The 16,614-nt window shown below is 54.3% G+C and carries 13 protein-coding genes; 10 read left to right on the top strand and 3 right to left on the bottom strand.

Annotated elements, in window-relative coordinates; all coding sequences use genetic code 11:
* The 10 genes from ABIE59_RS14410 to ABIE59_RS14365 all read left to right on the top strand — a co-directional run.
* On the top strand, nucleotides 1-1,220 hold a 1,220-nt coding region (locus tag ABIE59_RS14410; RefSeq protein ID WP_354447953.1), incomplete at its 5' end, for a type VI secretion system Vgr family protein.
* Between the two features lie 17 nt (nucleotides 1,221-1,237).
* Nucleotides 1,238-1,777 carry a DUF4123 domain-containing protein gene (locus tag ABIE59_RS14405; protein ID WP_354447952.1) on the top strand — a complete coding sequence of 180 codons (540 nt, stop codon included), beginning with the start codon at nucleotides 1,238-1,240 and terminating at the stop codon, nucleotides 1,775-1,777.
* 39 nt (nucleotides 1,778-1,816) lie between these two features.
* Nucleotides 1,817-5,857, top strand: a complete 4,041-nt coding sequence (locus ABIE59_RS14400) for a hypothetical protein (protein WP_354447951.1) — start codon at nucleotides 1,817-1,819, stop codon at nucleotides 5,855-5,857.
* Between the two features lie 478 nt (nucleotides 5,858-6,335).
* Nucleotides 6,336-6,905 carry a hypothetical protein gene (locus tag ABIE59_RS14395; protein WP_354447950.1) on the top strand — a complete coding sequence of 190 codons (570 nt, stop codon included), beginning with the start codon at nucleotides 6,336-6,338 and terminating at the stop codon, nucleotides 6,903-6,905.
* A 1,268-nt stretch (nucleotides 6,906-8,173) separates the two neighbouring features.
* Nucleotides 8,174-8,872, top strand: a complete 699-nt coding sequence (locus ABIE59_RS14390; protein ID WP_354447949.1) for a hypothetical protein — start codon at nucleotides 8,174-8,176, stop codon at nucleotides 8,870-8,872.
* 336 nt (nucleotides 8,873-9,208) lie between these two features.
* Complete coding sequence (locus ABIE59_RS14385) at nucleotides 9,209-9,880, top strand: hypothetical protein (protein ID WP_354447947.1); 672 nt, start codon at nucleotides 9,209-9,211, stop codon at nucleotides 9,878-9,880.
* A 102-nt stretch (nucleotides 9,881-9,982) separates the two neighbouring features.
* Complete coding sequence (locus tag ABIE59_RS14380) at nucleotides 9,983-10,225, top strand: hypothetical protein (RefSeq protein ID WP_058090729.1); 243 nt, start codon at nucleotides 9,983-9,985, stop codon at nucleotides 10,223-10,225.
* A gap of 115 nt (nucleotides 10,226-10,340) precedes the next feature.
* Nucleotides 10,341-10,805, top strand: coding sequence for a hypothetical protein (locus ABIE59_RS14375; protein WP_354447945.1), 465 nt, complete (start codon nucleotides 10,341-10,343; stop codon nucleotides 10,803-10,805).
* Between the two features lie 248 nt (nucleotides 10,806-11,053).
* Nucleotides 11,054-12,268 (top strand): IS256 family transposase, encoded by a 1,215-nt coding sequence (locus ABIE59_RS14370; protein WP_354447961.1) that lies wholly within the window; start codon nucleotides 11,054-11,056, stop codon nucleotides 12,266-12,268.
* Between the two features lie 57 nt (nucleotides 12,269-12,325).
* Entirely contained in the window at nucleotides 12,326-13,834 is a 1,509-nt protein-coding gene (locus ABIE59_RS14365; protein WP_354447943.1) for a hypothetical protein, read from the top strand.
* A gap of 51 nt (nucleotides 13,835-13,885) precedes the next feature.
* Here the strand turns inward: ABIE59_RS14365 and ABIE59_RS14360 are convergent, their stop codons facing one another.
* Genes ABIE59_RS14360 through ABIE59_RS14350 form a run of 3 tightly spaced genes read right to left on the bottom strand, consistent with a single transcriptional unit; the run spans nucleotide 13,886 to nucleotide 16,608 of the window.
* Entirely contained in the window at nucleotides 13,886-14,974 is a 1,089-nt protein-coding gene (locus ABIE59_RS14360; RefSeq protein WP_354447941.1) for a rhomboid family intramembrane serine protease, read from the bottom strand.
* On the bottom strand, nucleotides 14,971-15,696 hold the full coding sequence (locus ABIE59_RS14355; RefSeq protein WP_354447939.1) for a hypothetical protein: 726 nt from the start codon (nucleotides 15,694-15,696) through the stop codon (nucleotides 14,971-14,973). Before ABIE59_RS14355 ends, ABIE59_RS14360 begins: the two co-directional genes overlap by 4 nt.
* A gap of 3 nt (nucleotides 15,697-15,699) precedes the next feature.
* Entirely contained in the window at nucleotides 15,700-16,608 is a 909-nt protein-coding gene (locus ABIE59_RS14350) for a hypothetical protein (protein WP_354447937.1), read from the bottom strand.
* Nucleotides 16,609-16,614: the final 6 nt, after the last annotated feature.

Below are 16,614 nucleotides of genomic sequence, written 5' to 3'. Positions count from 1 at the left end.
GCGCCAAAGTGGAACTGCAGGACCACGACAGCCAGAGCCTGAACCGGGAATGGCTGCTGACCGCCATCACCCACACCGGCAAACAGCCCCAGGCCCTGGAAGAAGAGGGTGGCAGCGAACCCACCAGTTACCACAACGACTTCACCGCCATCCCGGCCGATAAAACCTGGCGGCCCCTGTGTGAACATAAACCCATGATGGACGGCCCCCAGATGGCCATCGTCACCGGCCCCGAGGGTGAAGAGATCCACTGTGACCAGTACGGCCGGGTGAAAGTCCGTTTCCCCTGGGACCGCTATTCAAAGAACGACGAACACTCAAGCGCCTGGCTACGCGTCGCCCAGGGCTGGGCCGGCGGCCAGTATGGTTTTATGGCCCTGCCCAGAATCGGCAACGAAGTGATTGTGTCCTTCCTGGACGGTGACCCGGACCAGCCCATTATTACCGGCAGGACTTACCACGCCACCAACACGCCGCCCTACGCGCTGCCGGAACACAAAACCCGGACCACATTAAAAACCAAAACCCACAAGGGCGAAGGCAGCAACGAACTGCGCTTTGAAGACGAAGCGGACCAGGAACAGATCTACGTCCACGCCCAGAAAGACCTGGACCTGCTCACGGAAAACAACCGCACCGAAGTTATCAAGAATGACAGCCACCTGACGGTGGAAAACAATCGCTTCAGCCACACCAAAGGCAACAGCCACCATACCGTGGACGGCGAAAAGCGCGAACAAACCGGCAAAGACCACAGCTTCAACGTCACCGGCACCCTGCACCTGAAAGCGGGCACCGCCTGGCTCAGTGACTCCGGTACCGAACTGCATATCAAAGCCGGCCAGAAAGTGGTGATCGAAGCCGGCGCTGAAATCACCCTCAAAGCCGGCGGCAGCTTCGTCAAGATCGACCCCAGCGGCGTGGCCTTGGGTGGCGCGAGCATCAAGATGAACGCCGGTGGCGCTGGTGGAAAGGGCAGTGGACAGAAGGTGCAGGTGCCGGAGAAGCCTGGGTTGGTGACCGCCGCGGGCGGGGTTGTGGCGCCGGTGGCGTTGGCGGAAGTCGATCAACGTATGGATGCCGAGCCAAAAGCCATCGTTGCCCATCGCCTCAAGCAGGCACGCATGCAAGGAACGGCCATTGTTGAGCAATGCCAGCAACAACCTGATGGCTCATGTCCGCTCGGGAATTGCCCCTGTGGCAAGAGCCAGTCGGCATAATCGGAGGGGGACGGTCCATGGCATTACCAAAGCCTTCATCTGACAAAGTGCGTTACCTGGTGTTGGAAGCCCGCCAGAATCCACCGGTTGTGCGGTCTTTGTATGAGCAGGCAGACAACCCGAAGTGGGTGCACCTGTTTGCTGAAACAGACTGGCAGCAATACCTGGCTGAAAGCCCCGTTGTCCTGGAAGCAAACCAGAGTAGCCCTGAATACCAGTGGGCGCTGAAAGGACTGAAAGAGGGACGATTAACGGGCCTGATTCTGGAGTCGTCAGAAGGACTCGAGTCCGTTACGAAATGGTTAAGAACGCGTCTGAAAGTACGCTTCGATGGGCAACGACAGGGCCTTTTGCGCTTCTACGACCCGAATGTTTGGCATCGGCTATCTCCCGTGGTCCAGGACCAAGCGGATGTGGTGGAGCGCGTTATCTACTGGCATGGTGATTCCGGTGAGGCCCGCTGGCTAACCACCGAAAAACCAAGCCCGTTTAACATGTTACCTGTGCCCACACTGAACGAAAGCCAATGGCAGGCATTGAACACCGTTATTGCCTGAGAATGAATTCACCGCTAGATAAAGCAAGGAATGACAGGGATGTCTGAGAACAACTCGAACCAGGTTGCCGGAAGCTGTGGCCCCGCCTGTGAGGGCGAATTACTGATTATTGAGGTGATGGGTAGGGATCATCCGGAGGGGCAGAGTTTCAGAATCTTTGATGACACCAACTACGAGCAGCAGGAATGGTTGGAAAATCAGGTTCAGGTTGAACCACTGGAAGATTCGGTTCTTCACGTTTGGCCCTGGCGAGGGCAACCCAGTCGCAATATCTGGATCGAGATCGAAGCCGAGGGCAGCCCGATTCGAGTACCGTTCCTCGAAGGAGCGGCTAGTGTTGATCGGGAGATGGAGCGGCAACGTCATGTTATTTTGCCCATTGTTCCCGCCACGCTGATCTCTGGTGTTGAGTTGCATGGAAGCAACCCGGTTCACCATGTACTTGCTAGAGCTGGATTCCTTTACCTGTTTCATGAAGGAAAGCTTTGGCGGGAACTGGAGATCCAGATTGATGAAAGTGGCGTTACTCGATACTGCGATGTCGCTTTGTCTGACCACCGCGCGGACGATGGCAAACTGAGGGCTGGCTATCGCGACGTGACTGGAGCCGGACTGGAAGAAATCTGGCTGCCAGCCAGGATCGGTGGAGGCTGGCTGAATCTGCAAGCGGCGTACAGCGAATCACAGTGGCCGGGTGAGCGCGTAAATCACCTTGAACGGTCAGATGGTGACCGTTCAAATCGCTGTAATCTCATCAGAATGCAGTTTGATACTGACCGCAAAGAGGACGTTACCAACCTTCGCGTGTCAAACGGAAACACCACAGCGTTTCTCGCCCAATATTTAGAGCCTCAGCGGCCAAGAAAGCCCGCTCTGGAGTGGCAGTTCGATCGGCCGGAAAAGTACTTGCTGGACCTCGACGGGATTTACCACGACACAGCGATGCGGGCTGCAGTGTCGATGCACCAGCGGCAAGAAGATCCCGACCCTGAGGACCCGGTTGCGGAAGACGAACGCCCCGAGATGACGGCGTTATCCAATTGTTTGCACAACACACTCCAAGAACTGAACCTCGCAGAGGCAGAACGGTTGCAGGAGTGCCGGCCGGACGAGCCGGAGCCATTCTCCTGGGATGGCTCGGAATCTTGTGTGGCAGACTGCACAGAGCAAGCCAAGACTCGCGGTATCGGTATCATCCGGCTCGATGATCCGGTGTACCAGTTGCGGTATAACCAGCGTCGTCGTCAGGTTGCCGCCTGGTTTATGAATGCGGCAGTGCGCCGGGCCCAGTTCAGGCCCTATTTCGATTCTGCATTATTGGTCCACTCAGTTCTTGAGCCTGAGTTGATCGGCTATGAGCCAAATCCGCTCCATAAGCACATGTCTGAGGTAAACAGAGATGGCAGAGTGGAGCTGGAGCGTTCGCTGTCCGTGTCTGAGCGAGCATTGGCCAGGCGATATCTGGATCGCGTTCACACGGAATTGTTAGAGCGGCTATCTGATGAGCGCACTCATCATGTGCTGACAGACCTGTTCACCCATTCCAGTTACGACTATGCAGGTGCATTCAACTTTGTGACGTCTCTGGTCATGAATCTGGTGACAGAGCCTGCGGAGTGCGATGCTCTCGACGTAGAAGTTGAAGGGGCTGTGGATGGGCAGGGGAAACAATGGCTTGAAGGCTTGTGTGAGGGCCGCCATAGCCAAGTGCTGCATTCCCTGCTGTTCCCTCACGTTCAATCGGAAGACTTGGAAAAGCCCTACGAGTCTCCCGCCGAGCCTAATCCCAATCACGGGAATGGCAGATTCCGGGAAACAGATCTGGCCGCAATGGCTGAGATGGATCTGCCAGACATTGACGATCTCAAAACCATGGACGGGCTTGAGCTTGCCGTTGAGGCTGCTGCAGGTGCCTACGAAACAGTTTTAACGACTGGCATGCGACTTGGTAGCCAGGTACTGATGAGCGTTCACGGCAATATGTGGGCTGCCATCCATCACGCAAGTCATGCGATTCAGGCCCGAAATAGTGAACTTGCAGATATTCGCGAAGAACTTGAAACCCTTCGGACGCAAAAGACCGAACTTGAAAACCGGCGTTGGGCCGTTGAGCGAAGGTTAGATAACCTCAGAGGTAAGGAAGCTGAGCTTGCGGATATTCGGAACCGGCTGAGCCAGATGGAAACCCGTTACCAAGGGTTAATGCTACAACAGCAAGCAATTGCAAAAACCGCGATTCTTGGCCGGATGAAGCTCTACTCCGGATCAATCGAACAGTTGCGCCGCTCACTACCGGGTTTGCTCGGGAAGATGGAACTTAAACGTTTCTCCAAGGCGTTGCAGAGGGATTATTTGGTTATCGAAATCAGCAAGAGCCGGCTAAGGCAGTTCACTAATCAGCGGGATATCGCGTTGTTCGGGGACTTTGTTCAGCAGGGGGCTGATCAGGAAGTTCAGGCGTCCACCAATAAGAAGCGGAGCAGCGCAGCCGGTATTGCTTCAGACGTTGCGGATGATGTTTATGTGTTGGTTATCCCGAAAACCGAAGCAATTGCCAGAGCGTTGGAGGAGATCTCTGCTGCAGAATCCCGGTTTCGAGAGGCAGTGCATGCGTTGGAAGCTCTGGAAGGGGCACTGGATAACGCACCGAACACCCCTGCAGCTGCTGCCGCGATAGCTGCGCGAAAATTAGATGCTGCGAAGCAGGAGTTGGACACCGCGGAGAGAGAACTGAAAGCGTTTGAACGAGATAGCGCGCGGGTTAATGGAAGAGAGCAATATGTAAGTGAACTTGAAGCAGCGAATGATGCTGCTAACCGGGTTGATCAGGCCGAGATCAGCAGTAAAAGATCCAGCCGACTGTACCGAGTGTTGAACAAGCCGGTTTTTCCAGTGTTTGTTGGCTTGATGGAGCTTCATAATACTTCGAGTGTTTGGGTCGTTCGTGCACAGGAAGCTCGAGTCAGAGGCGCTCTTAGCTCAGATATCCGGATGCTAAGCGCTGGGGTCGATTTGATAGCGGCCGGCGCGGCGATCAGTGAACGATGGGTAATGGGGCCATCCAAGGTTCTTTCCTTAGAGTTGTCGGGAAAGGCTGGGCAAATATTCTCTCGCCTTTTTGGGACATCATTAACGATAAGAAGTGGCTTGGGTGCAGCGGCCGGGTTTTTGATGGCATTGGATGCTGGATTTAATGCCTACTACGAATACCGTATGGGCAACACGGGGGCAGCGATTGGCTATGGTCTTCTGGCCGGAAGCGGTGTTGCGTTCGGCTTCGCCAGTCTGGTTGGCAAGTCTGGCTTGTTGCTGGTGCTTGGACCAAAAGGCTGGCTGGTTGCCGGTGTGGTACTTGCGGTGGCTGGTCTGGCCACTGTATTGACCTTTAGTGATGAGCCTCTGGATGTCTGGATGAGACACGGTCCTTTCGGACCATTGAATGAGAAGCCCTTTCTAAAAGAGCCGGATGAAGCATACTATCGATTGATCAGCCTTTTGATGGGCGTCTCAGTTCGCCTAGAGTACAACCCTTTACGTCTAGCTACCCGTGAGGCCCTGTCGTTAGAAGAAGGTGAGCCTGATGGAAGGTCGCTTGCATTGTCAAATTCCGGTGAGCGCTTGGTAATCGAAAGTGCTATTCCTGGGTTGTTCAGTTCTGGGATGTTTTCCAAAGTCATCGTCAAGCTCCAACTTTTTGAAACGGTTGCGGTTACCAGAGGAAGAGGCCAGGTCCGGGTAAATAAGATAGCTGGAGATGATGTAGAACAGTATCGACTGTTGACAGAGCAGTCTGAAACTGGAGCGCACATCTACCTTAATGCACCCGCCAATGAGCGACGGCAGCTCGATAGCTGGTTCTGGGAGGGCGATGTCTGGGAAACAAAGACCTATCGTTGGCAGGCTAAAGTGCAGATTCAGGCGAGGAAATCTCCTGGTGGTTTGTTGATGGTTTTCCCGGCCCCGCCTCCGGAGGATTCTTTGTCATTTAATAAGGACGATGATTCCCATAGCAAACCTGAGTTCGGTCGCAACAATCAGCCGTTCTGGTACAGTCAAAGGGTTCAGGAAAATGTTGAATAATTCTTCCAGCACAGCCTGTACCGGTGGATATTACGGGCAATGTGCTTACCGTTCTGATGTTATTCCTCCTCAGAAGAATCAGGTAGAGGAATTGAACCGGACAGGACTGGATCGGTCCGCCAGTCTGCGACTGCCATGGGGTAATGCCCGTGAGGTGGTGCCGCCGACATTTATGTCGTCAAACCCACCGAAGAAGTTGCGTAAGCTGGAGAGAAAGGAGGATCTGGCGGATAAGCTCGGGCTGTATGTAGAAAATAGCCATGAGTGTTTCCGGCACGCGCCACTGGCTTTGCAGACGCGTCTTCTAGACGGGATATATGTTTTCGGAAAGCTTTGGGCTTACATAGTCTCTCCGATGTACGCGATAGTCTTGGTGCTAATGTCTCCCTTGTTTACACCCTCGAATAGGGGCTATTTCGAATATTTTCAGAGTTTGAGTTTACCCCAGCTTGTCCTGTTTTTTGGAGGCTGGGTTCTCATGCTTAGCATAGATATAGTCTTCCGTATTTTCCCCAAATGGCTTCACCAAAACGGCCGAGGCCCCGAATGGGAGTTCAACCGCCGCACCGGCATGATCAAGGTCTGGCAATATTCCCGAAAACTCCCGTTCGTGCCCCGAAAGCCTCCGGTTGTGATCGAAAAACCCTTCTACGAATTTGATGCCTGGTGCTGCGCCCGGGTAGATCGTTTCGGCACTCTGTTTGATCTGGTGTTGTCTCACCGGTACAGCAAACTGGACGTCACCGTTGGCGATATCCTTGGCGCCCATGGCAGCGCCACCATGTGCTATGCCTACTGGGATTTTATCCAGAATTACATGGATATCACCAAGCCCCTGCCGGAGCTTCCCCTGCTGGAGCGATACCGCCCGCTGGATCCGACAACGGCAGAGCATGACCAGAAGACAGGCCGGCCACCGCGGTACTGGCGGGACATGGACGATGAAACCTTCAAGAAGCATGTGGACCGGATGTTCACCGAAGTCACCATCATTGACACCGCCCAGCGCCGCAATGTGATGGCAGAGAAGTTGCGGTACGCCTCATGAAAAAGTGGAGAATAAGGAGCCGATGTGATCAAGGAAGATTCGCCGGACAGTAGGATGCTGGATAAAAAAATGCCCTCTTTTACGGACATTCCGAGGATCAGGACCAAGGTATACCCAAAGGATAAATCGATCCTCTATGGTCTCGGGCTTCTATTCACGGTACGGAAACGATGTGAAGGAGCTGAGTGTCGATGAAAGACTTGCCTTTGAAGTGTAATTTTCCGGAAACGGACCTGGAACACCAGTTGGATAAGAAGCTGTACCGCACTAACTGTGCACGACTTGCCAGCCCACCCGCCCGGAGGGTGGCCGGGGTGTCCGATTCCTCGGAAGATATGGAGTATGGTGTCGCCTATATCAAAGAATGGTTTATAGGCACTCGGACAGCCTTCTCGATTTTCCAAGCAGGTCAGTTGGGTATCAAAAATTGGTCATGGTAGTTGTACTGGCGTTAGGTTGCCGGAATCGGAGAGGGCATATCACTACAAGCTTATTTTTCATGAACAGGGCAACCTTCCGAGGGTTGGCGCCAACGAGATCAAAGAGTGGAAGCCGGTAAAATCACTGGATGATCCCGACCATCGTTTGAATGCCTTGATCACTAACTATCACGCCCTGATAAGCGAACCCAAGAAGTCTTGACTATGCCTGAATCCTACAAAATCCCGTCATCCACTGAATCGTCATCTGAGTCAAACTGGGAAGCAGGTAGACGTCGCACAACCAAGGACGGTCGGTTACTAGTTCTGAGTCCTGAGCCGGTGATGACAGGGGCGCGGGCGGTGGACGTCAATGCTTGGATTAGGCGAAAGACCGATGGCTGGCTGGATTTGCAGGGTGGAAACCTGCTGTTTGGTGCCGAATTTGCGTTGATGTTCTTGAGCTTGAGCGTGTTATCCATTGGTTTCTTGGGTTTTGGTCTGATGTTTGCGCTAGGCCCCGACTCGCTGGGCCGTTGGGATTGGGAGTCGCCACTTATAATGCTGGTTGGAAACCTCCTGATTTCTTTACCCTGGGGCTTGTACATGCATTTCCTGGGTAACAAAGCCGTGAAAGAAACTCCACCGGTGCGATTTAACCTACAACGCCGGCAAGTAGCCATCCCGCGTTGGACTGAAGGAAAGGAATTCAAGCTCCCGTTTTGGACAGACAATGCAGCTGGAATAGCCTATATAGTGATCGCTTTTACAATAGCCGCAGTTCTGTATACGCCTATTGGTTTGGAAAACAATCCGGTGGAATACGTTCAACGTGTACGGAACTACTTGTTGACAGCTCTGGTAATTGAGGTTCTGGTGGTCGGCACTTACCTCTTCTTCGCCCTCCGCCTGAAGAAAAAACACGACCCAAGACTCGTCTACGAAATCTACCCGTGGGAGAAACTGGTCGCCTACATCGAAACCCGCCAGGACATCGGTCCCGGGCTGATGGCTACCCACACGGTTCTCACCATGGCGATTCCGAAACCGGACGACCCTGAATCGGCCCTGGCTGCTGCAAGCATCAATGTCGGCCATGAAACAGCCGGTCTGGCCCAGTGGGAGTGTATTCGCCAGTTTATGGAAAACGGCCCCGAGGCCTGCCCGGATCCGAAAGAGGATGAAACCCTGGCCCATTACAAAGCCAAATGCCGCCAGGCCCGCAAAGAAATGTCCTTGTTACCCTGGCTAGGCAAGAAAGTGGGCGACTGGTTCTTCCAGCGATACCTGGCTCATATCATCACCGAACGCCGGATCAAGACCCTGGCCCTCAAGAGCCTGCCAGAGGAACTGAAAGCCTGGTCCGCGCCTTTGCCCAAGGAACAATGGGCCAAACCATCTGCGGCACTGCAGAGCCTGAATCAACAGCTTGCCGGTGCTTACGAGCGTGGCCTGAAGTTCGCCCAGATGGGGCCAGTGTCTGAATGGCAGGCGGGGCGAGAAATGAAGCCGCCACAAAAGCGAGGGAGGGGCCGTTTCCGGGCCTGAGGATCATCTTGAGCAATGAGAATCATACGGACATGGGCCTAAACGCACACGGTCTGCCGAAGCTATGGACGGCGCCACGGCTGGCGCCCTGATGAGTGAGTGGTTGGGCGAGCATATCGTTGATGGGTGCTGCTAAAGCGGGTGTTGCTGGTGCGATGTTGGGACTGAGTTCTGCGGTAGGCTGGATTGTTCTGGGCATCGGGTTAACGCTGGTCATGGCTGCCGCGGGTTTGTCCCGTCAATCCGTGTTTAAGACGCTTGTTGTGCGCCGGCCTTTGTATTTTCGTGAATTGACGTGTTGATGTGAATGGATCAGTTTCAGAGAGCCGTGTATAGTTGTCACGTTTGAAATCACTGCCGGACGCAGTGCGTTACTGGAAAAAGGATAATCCGATGTTACTTTCCCCTGAAATCAGATTTCAGAGTATTTCTGTCAACGATCTCCAAAGCCTCGCAGAGGATCTTCAGCGGGCGCTTCCCCACTCGACCATTACGCCTATTAATCAGCGCGGCAAACCCGTCGACTGGCGCGGGGGTGATGTTGCTGCAATACAGCTCAAAAACGATGAACGCAAGAAGCCTTTCATGGTTTTGAGCATTAAAGAAGCCACTGTCGCACCCCAACATTTTGACTCTGACACTTTAACGACGACATTGTCGGTCCTCTCAGACAAGCTCGAACTTCAACAAGACGAAGAAATCGCAACTGGCCTGGTTTGTACGGCAGGGTTCCTCGCTGTGTTTGGCTTCATCATGGCGGAAAGAGCGGCTCCCCAAACTATGTTGATGGTCGGTGTTCTGGGGTTGGGTGTTTTTCTGCTGCTTCTTGGCCTGGTGATGTTCGGGTTGAGGAGTCGTAATGCTCCTGATAAAGGTACCAGCAAGCTGTCGTTGTTTTTTATACTGCCGGGCTTTTTGATGACGGCCCCTCTTAGTTTGCTGAACCTCCCCTTGATGCATTACCTCCGGCGTTTTCAGGGCAGTCGATTACTCAATCAGTTGATGTGATTGGAATCGCCACAGCCATCCCGTTATTCACAGTTTGGGGCTTTGAGAGGTGCGGCCCTAATAGAGTTAAATTTCAAGAAGTGTCACCACAAGGAGAACACCATGTCAGGAAGTCGCGATCATCTCGAAATGTCATTCATGTCAATCCAGTGCTTTGCCGATGACGGTAAGTTGGATGCCGAAGAACTAGGATCAATCGTTCGTATCGCCGAGCGCGATGGTGTGATTGATGAGAACGAAATCCGGGTACTTCGGAACATCATTTCCAGGATCAAACCGGAAGAGGTGGATGACGCCATGCGCCGCCGCTTGCAGGAAATTGAACGCAAGATTTCGGCAGCATGATTATCTGAAGAAACTGGGGCTAACCATAGTTGCGCTCGCTCGGTGCATCGCACCGGTTGAATCCTGAAGTGGAGCTGCTTACCATGCGCCGCTCAAATGGACACGAATACAGGGAATGTTAGGAATGGAATCTTCCTCAAAGCGCCGGCTTACCGCCGACGAATTACCTCACCGTATTGAAAATTTCCCGCTTGCTCAGAAACTCGAGTCCAGGCAGAACATCAGTAATGTTCTAACTGTGCTCGGTATCGCGATTGCCGTAATCGGTGGCCTGATCCTGATTGGTGGGCCGAGCTCTATCCGTGTTGGCTGGAATGGCCCAACCCTTTGGGAAATGATTCTTCTGAATCCCGGGCCCATTTTTTCCATTGGCGTCATGCTCTTGGTAGCCGGTTCTCAGATCACACCTTCCGTGATTCAGGAAGTTCAAACATACGTCGACGAGCATTTCGTGCTGGTTAATGAACCGGGCGTGCCGGCTGAAGAGGGGGTGATGACCTGGCAGATTGTCCCGGGCGGGCACCTTGATCTTGTCTTTGTTTCGTTGGCGGAGTTATCAGAAGCCGAGCAGCAAAGCTGAGCAAGGCTCGTTTCAAGAAAATCAGTTCCAACAGGGATCGTAGCTATGGGCGCAGTTGTAGAATCGTCACCGTCTGCTTCGCTGAAGAAAGCGCTGGACCAGAACAATACCAAGGAATTGTTGACTCGCTGGGCAGAGCAATCCTTTTTTACACTTTTTGCGACGGACCATTCGAGGCTGTAAACCAAATTGTGTAACTGCCCACGACTGAGTAATCTTTTCAAAAGGATACCATCGTGGGTACGCAATTGGACCAAGAAAAACTTAAAGCCATGGCCGCCGAGCTGGCCAAAGACATCAAGTCTGAAAAAGATCTCGGAGCCCTCACACAGCAGCTGGTCAAGCTCACCGTCGAGACCGCACTCAACGCCGAACTGGATGAGCATCTTGGATACGAGAAGCACGCTCTTGAAGGCCGTGGCACCGGCAACAGCCGTAACGGCTATTCTGCCAAGCGCCTGAAGGGCCAACACGGCGAAGTACCGATACAGGCTCCTCGGGACCGGGACGGTTCCTTCGAGCCTCAGTTCGTCCGTAAAGGCCAGTCCCGCCTAACTCAGATGGATGACCAGATCCTGGCGCTTTACGCCAAGGGCCTGAGCACCCGAGATATCGTAGACGCCTTCAAGGAAATGTACGACGCCGACATCTCGGCAACTCTGGTGTCCAAGGTGACGGAGCGTGTGATCGATCAGGTGCACGAGTGGCAGAATCGCCCTGTTGATCCGATCTACCCCATCGTCTATCTGGACTGCATCGTTCTGAAAATTCGCCAGGACAAGAGGGTAATCAACAAGTCCCTATACCTGGCCCTGGGTATCAACATGGAGGGCCAGAAAGAGTTGCTGGGCCTCTGGCTGGCCGAGACCGAGGGTGCGAAGTTCTGGCTATCGGTACTGACGGAACTGAAGAACCGCGGTTTGGAGGACATCCTGATCGCCTGTGTGGATGGCCTCAAAGGGTTCCCGGATGCCATTGCCGCTGAGTACCCCCAAACCAAGGTGCAACTGTGCATCGTGCACATGGTTCGCAACTCGCTGCGCTACGTGTCCTGGAAGGACTACAAGGCCGTGACGGCCGATCTGAAGCAGATCTATCAGTCCGCCACGGAACATGAAGCCCGGCAGGCACTGGAGGCCTTTGGAGAGCGCTGGGACAGCCAATACCCACAGATCTCTCGTTCCTGGCAAAGCCACTGGGATAACCTGATCACCATCTTCGAGTACCCACCGGCGATCCGGAAAGTGATCTACACCACCAATGCCATTGAGTCGCTGAACAGCGTGATCCGCAAAGCGACCAAGCGCCGGAAGCTGTTCCCAAGTGATGACTCGGCCCTGAAAGTGGCCTTCCTGGCGATCCAGCAGGCCTCAAAGAAATGGACCATGCCGATCCGTGATTGGAAGCCGGCATTGAATCGCTTTATTATCGAATTCGGTGACCGTCTGGACGGCCACCTGTAATGGGGTGGGCAGTTACACAGATTTATTTACAGGCTCGACCATTCGGGTATCGAGCGTGTGGCCTTTGTCCAATACGGGCCGGATCAGGCTGCTATCGTTACATTGGACCAGCAGGAGGCTGAGGATCTGGTCTCGGCGGTTGCTGAGCATAACCCATCAGTCAAACCCTTCGTCAAAACCTTGCCCCTTTGGGAAATCGCTCGTTTGGCCCATTCAGATGGGGGCATCGTGACGTGGCACCAACAAGGCACCGTTCTTGAAGGTGGGCCCCTGGCAGCACTGGGGCATATGGCGCTGGCCACAAGTGAAGAGGGCGGCGATCGCTATTACAAGATAACGACTTTGCCCCTTGAGGGTGATGGCGCTGAGGAACTGGCTCCGGGCTGCCTGCAGCACTGGAACGACGAAGGTGAAGACGCCGACACCGATACTTTGCGACTGATTTACGATGACACCGTTGATTGGCAGGGTAATCCCATGCTGCCGGATTTGCCGGAGTCAGCAGTGCCACGCTCATCTCTGTCAGACGGTGAGCGCCGGATATTTGATCGTTGGGCAACGCCGGTGCTTGGCCGGCACGTGCCGTTGACGCGGGATCAGAACGCCAGTCATCAGCCCCGGTTATCCGCCGTTGAGACAATGCCTCCGGCACTCCTGGCCACGGCACAGCAGTTTTACGAGTTGCTGGAGGAGCGGTTGTTCAACCAGAGTTCGGGCCTGAAACTCGAAGTGGCACCCACGACGATTACTCCAATCGCCGTTGATGACGATGGTAACGAATATGAGAAAGAACCTGTCGGAGCCATTCGATTTGCGGTTCAGTACATGCAGCAAAGCCGCTTTGGTGCCGGTATAACGTCGCTCAAACTGTATGAAGAAACACTGAGGGTTGAAGAGGTTGAACGCATGCCGTATCGGCTGCCGCAGGCGCCGGGGCTTCATCCACTTCCAGACGCCCTGCGTGGGTTGTTCCTGCGGCACATTAGCTGGAGGCTGTGCGTGCTTTCTCGCAGGTTGGAAGACGGTTTGTTTTTCTTGGGTGGGCATCTGCAGGACCTGCTTTCAGCTCAGCCCGACAACTCGGATTCACGCTTTTTCAGTGATCCGGAGGACGAACGGTTTCCCTTCCTGGCTGGTTTCCGTTGCGGTGAGAATCTGGTGCCGGTGTTGGTTCTCGGGATGCAGGATGGCAGCTATGTCTGTAGGCCCCAGCAAGACGTTGAGTTGGATGAAGAGCAGGTTGCCACGGAGCTGCCGCAACGGGAATTAGTCGTTGTCGATGGTGTTATGACTCTTTGGGACGCGCTGGGCTCGATTGTTGTGCCGCCAGCGCTGATTGAATATCCGGAACCCTGGTATAACGGTGTTCGGATGTCGCTGGACCAAACCGTGTCGCAAACCATCAGGAGTCTTGCGCTTCTGAGTTTTGCCTCTCAGGACGACGACACCTCAGGGCCAGCTGTTTCCGAGAATCGTGACAACGCTTCCGACGGCAAATTGCTGCTGAAGTGGATGGGAGCAGCCGCCATTGTCTTTGTTTTCGTCATGATTCTGGTTGGCTACTGAGTCTGCGTTGGCTTGGGCGATTGTGTAACCCGTCAGCCGGTGAACGCTTACCTACCGGCTGATGGCTGCCTCTGGCTGGTTCAGCATGGCGATCAGCGGATTCTTTGCAAGAACATAGTCTCGCATCAGGTATCCGATCAATAGACCCAATACGAACCCGCCAAGATGAGCAGCCCAGGCCACGCCGCCCTGGGCGGTAAACATCCCGAACAGATTGATCAGGCTCCAGATCAGGAAATACCAGTGAGGGGCCAGTTTCTTCTGGTAGATGACGATCATGAATGTCAGGCTGGCATGGCGGAACCACATGAGATAGAGGCCGAACAGGGCCGCGATGGAGCCGCTGGCGCCTACCAGTAGCAACGGTCCTTGAGAGGCATCAAACAGTATAAGCTCTGCCAGTGCGGCGACCACCCCAGACAGCAGATACAGGCCTAGAAAAGTCCAGTGGCCCAATGCGTCTTCCAGGTTGTCGCCGATAATCCACAGAAAATACATGTTGCCGACAAGGTGCATCAGCCCACCGTGAACAAACTGGTAGGTAAACAGTTGCATGGCCACATGGGCTGCACTCGGGGAATCTGAGTTAAGGCCAAGGTTCAGAAAGATCCATTCGTTGGAGCCGGCGTCATAGACGCCACTGAAGAAGACAAGTGTGCATAGTGCGATGAGTAACCATGTCATCCAGGGTGTGCGATGAGGCTGGATGTTGTATTCAACAGGCATGGCCGTGAAGAACTGGAACACCCAGGATTTCCAGGTGACCTTTTTGTTCAGTTCCGCCAAGGCATCCTTAAGCAACGGGGAGTGAATGACTTGATCCACTTCATGCTGGTCAAGCCAGACACCGTCGCAGGTCGGGCAGCAGTCGATCTCTACGCTGTAATCGGCCAGTAACTGGTAGTGCGTCATGGGAACCCTGCATCTGGTGCACTGGCGCTTGCTTACGCCCAGTTTCGGCCCCAGGTGCTGTTCATGATCGTAGTGCTCAATATGATCGTGGTGGCCGGTTATGGCGCAGTTCAGGCTGCCGTCTTCAAACCACACCCCATGGCAATGCCTGCATTCAGCAATTCGTTGGTCGCCTCCCTGGAGTGGCCTCAGGGTGCGGGTGCCGCAGGCAGGGCAGTAGGATTTCACAGTTGCTCCATAACTTGCTGATCACGCTTTTCCAGGAACCAGTCAAGAGTTTGGGTGAGGGTCCAGGCCGCAAGCATGTAAATCTGGCACATGATCAGAAGGCCGAAGGTTCCGGAAACAAGATGTATAACGACCAGCGGGATATTCGCGACGACAAACAGAGTTGTAAGCGAGCCATCTTTGACCTTTTTTCGGATGTGGTCTTTGAGTTTGGCCGGTTGCCACTGCTGGATCGACGGCACCTCCGCCGGGGTTAATTCCGCCACAATCCGGGAATCCACGTCCAGATGCCAGCCACTAGCCAGGGGGGCCTTCAGGTCAAGGTAACTGCCCTCTGATCCTTGGCGAAGCTCGAGTGCCAGGGACGTGCTTTGCTCTGAGTTCAGATGACTGATAGTTCGATTGGCCAGGTCAACAGAATATACGTGCCGTCCGGTGCCGAAGGTAACGCTTGCCGCCGTAAGAGCCAGCCAGAGGCCCGTCCAGCAATACAGAATCAATAACAGGTTGTTCTCGCCCCATGCTGTGTAGGTAAACGGCACCACAAAGCCGTAAGTCAGCACTGCGATTACCGGGAACCAAACCACGAGCAAACTGGTCAAGGCCGACCGGTTGCCGGCAAGCAGAAGTTGCCCTGCATAACGGTTGTGGTTTCGGATTTGTTTCAGGCTATCTAGCGGGTTAGTAACCGCCTGAGACGGTTCCATGCTGGCGGTCGTCATGACTTACAGATTCCTTTCTATTGGAAGAAATACCAATTCATAGGGCAAACCGGCACTGAGCCGTTGTATGTTCTGGGAGGCGGCCCCGGCAGTCACATCGGAAAGTGCTAAGGCGTAATCGGTGCCGTTCGCTCGCAGGCTGTGCAGAAGAAACATCGGCTCACCCGGAGGCGTGGTGCCGCGCCAGACTTTTTTCACCGGGCGGATCAAGCCTCTGGCGAAAGGTGGTAGCGCGTCCTTTGAGGACAATTCTTCCAGCAGGTCGCTGGTGCCTGCCAGCGTTCCATGTTGAAGCAGAAGTTGGCCATTGCGACGGAGCCCAACCACCGCATCGGGCCACGTCAGTTGGCGCCATTGTTCCAGGGATTCCAGTACCGGCAGTTCCCCGGTGTCAAAGCTATTCCAGAACTTGGCCAACTTGCGGAGATCGGTCTCTGACAAGACGGTAAGGCTGCGTTCGTACGGTCCGGCCGGCTCGCCTTTATGCCACACGGTTTCGTACTCCACTTTCCTTGAGTTGTACCGGCTTGTAGGAGAATTGTCGATACCGCGAATGGCGATGATTTGCCCTGTGCCCCAATCGCCGTCGGCGTAGGCCCAGGATGTCAGCGTTTGAATGTCCGTAACACGAAAATTGACCAAGGCGCGGTTGACGCAGCGGACCAGAAAGCGGGGATGAGTTCCTGCCCGGGCGAGCACCGGGGCTTCGCAGGTTTCCGGGTCAATGCCGAGGTCTGTGTGCGCTAGCGGTTCGTCTTTGTTGGGCTTCAGCCAGCGCAGGGTCTCCGGTGTTTGCGTTAGCCGCTGCTGAAGGTCTTCGGCGAGTGCCGATATTGTTGTTTCTGCTTGCGTTGTTACGGTGGTGAACAGGCAGGCTGCCAGTGCCAAGGCGCTGAAAGTGGGTTTAACCATGATCGA

The organism is Marinobacter sp. MBR-99 (assembly GCF_040547575.1).
GTDB lineage: Bacteria > Pseudomonadota > Gammaproteobacteria > Pseudomonadales > Oleiphilaceae > Marinobacter.
The sequence above is the reverse complement of the archived record's forward strand: the minus strand, read 5'-3'. Positions and strand labels throughout refer to the sequence as shown.

What these genes read in the sequence shown, in the direction of transcription:
- ABIE59_RS14355 (WP_354447939.1), bottom strand. Translation starts at nt 15,696, where the DNA reads ATGACGACCGCCAGCATGGAACCGTCTCAGGCGGTTACTAACCCGCTA.
- ABIE59_RS14350 (WP_354447937.1), bottom strand. Translation starts at nt 16,608, where the DNA reads ATGGTTAAACCCACTTTCAGCGCCTTGGCACTGGCAGCCTGCCTGTTC.
- ABIE59_RS14395 (WP_354447950.1), top strand. Translation starts at nt 6,336, where the DNA reads ATGCTTAGCATAGATATAGTCTTCCGTATTTTCCCCAAATGGCTTCAC.
- ABIE59_RS14380 (WP_058090729.1), top strand. Translation starts at nt 9,983, where the DNA reads ATGTCAGGAAGTCGCGATCATCTCGAAATGTCATTCATGTCAATCCAG.
- ABIE59_RS14405 (WP_354447952.1), top strand. Translation starts at nt 1,238, where the DNA reads ATGGCATTACCAAAGCCTTCATCTGACAAAGTGCGTTACCTGGTGTTG.
- ABIE59_RS14400 (WP_354447951.1), top strand. Translation starts at nt 1,817, where the DNA reads ATGTCTGAGAACAACTCGAACCAGGTTGCCGGAAGCTGTGGCCCCGCC.
- ABIE59_RS14375 (WP_354447945.1), top strand. Translation starts at nt 10,341, where the DNA reads ATGTTAGGAATGGAATCTTCCTCAAAGCGCCGGCTTACCGCCGACGAA.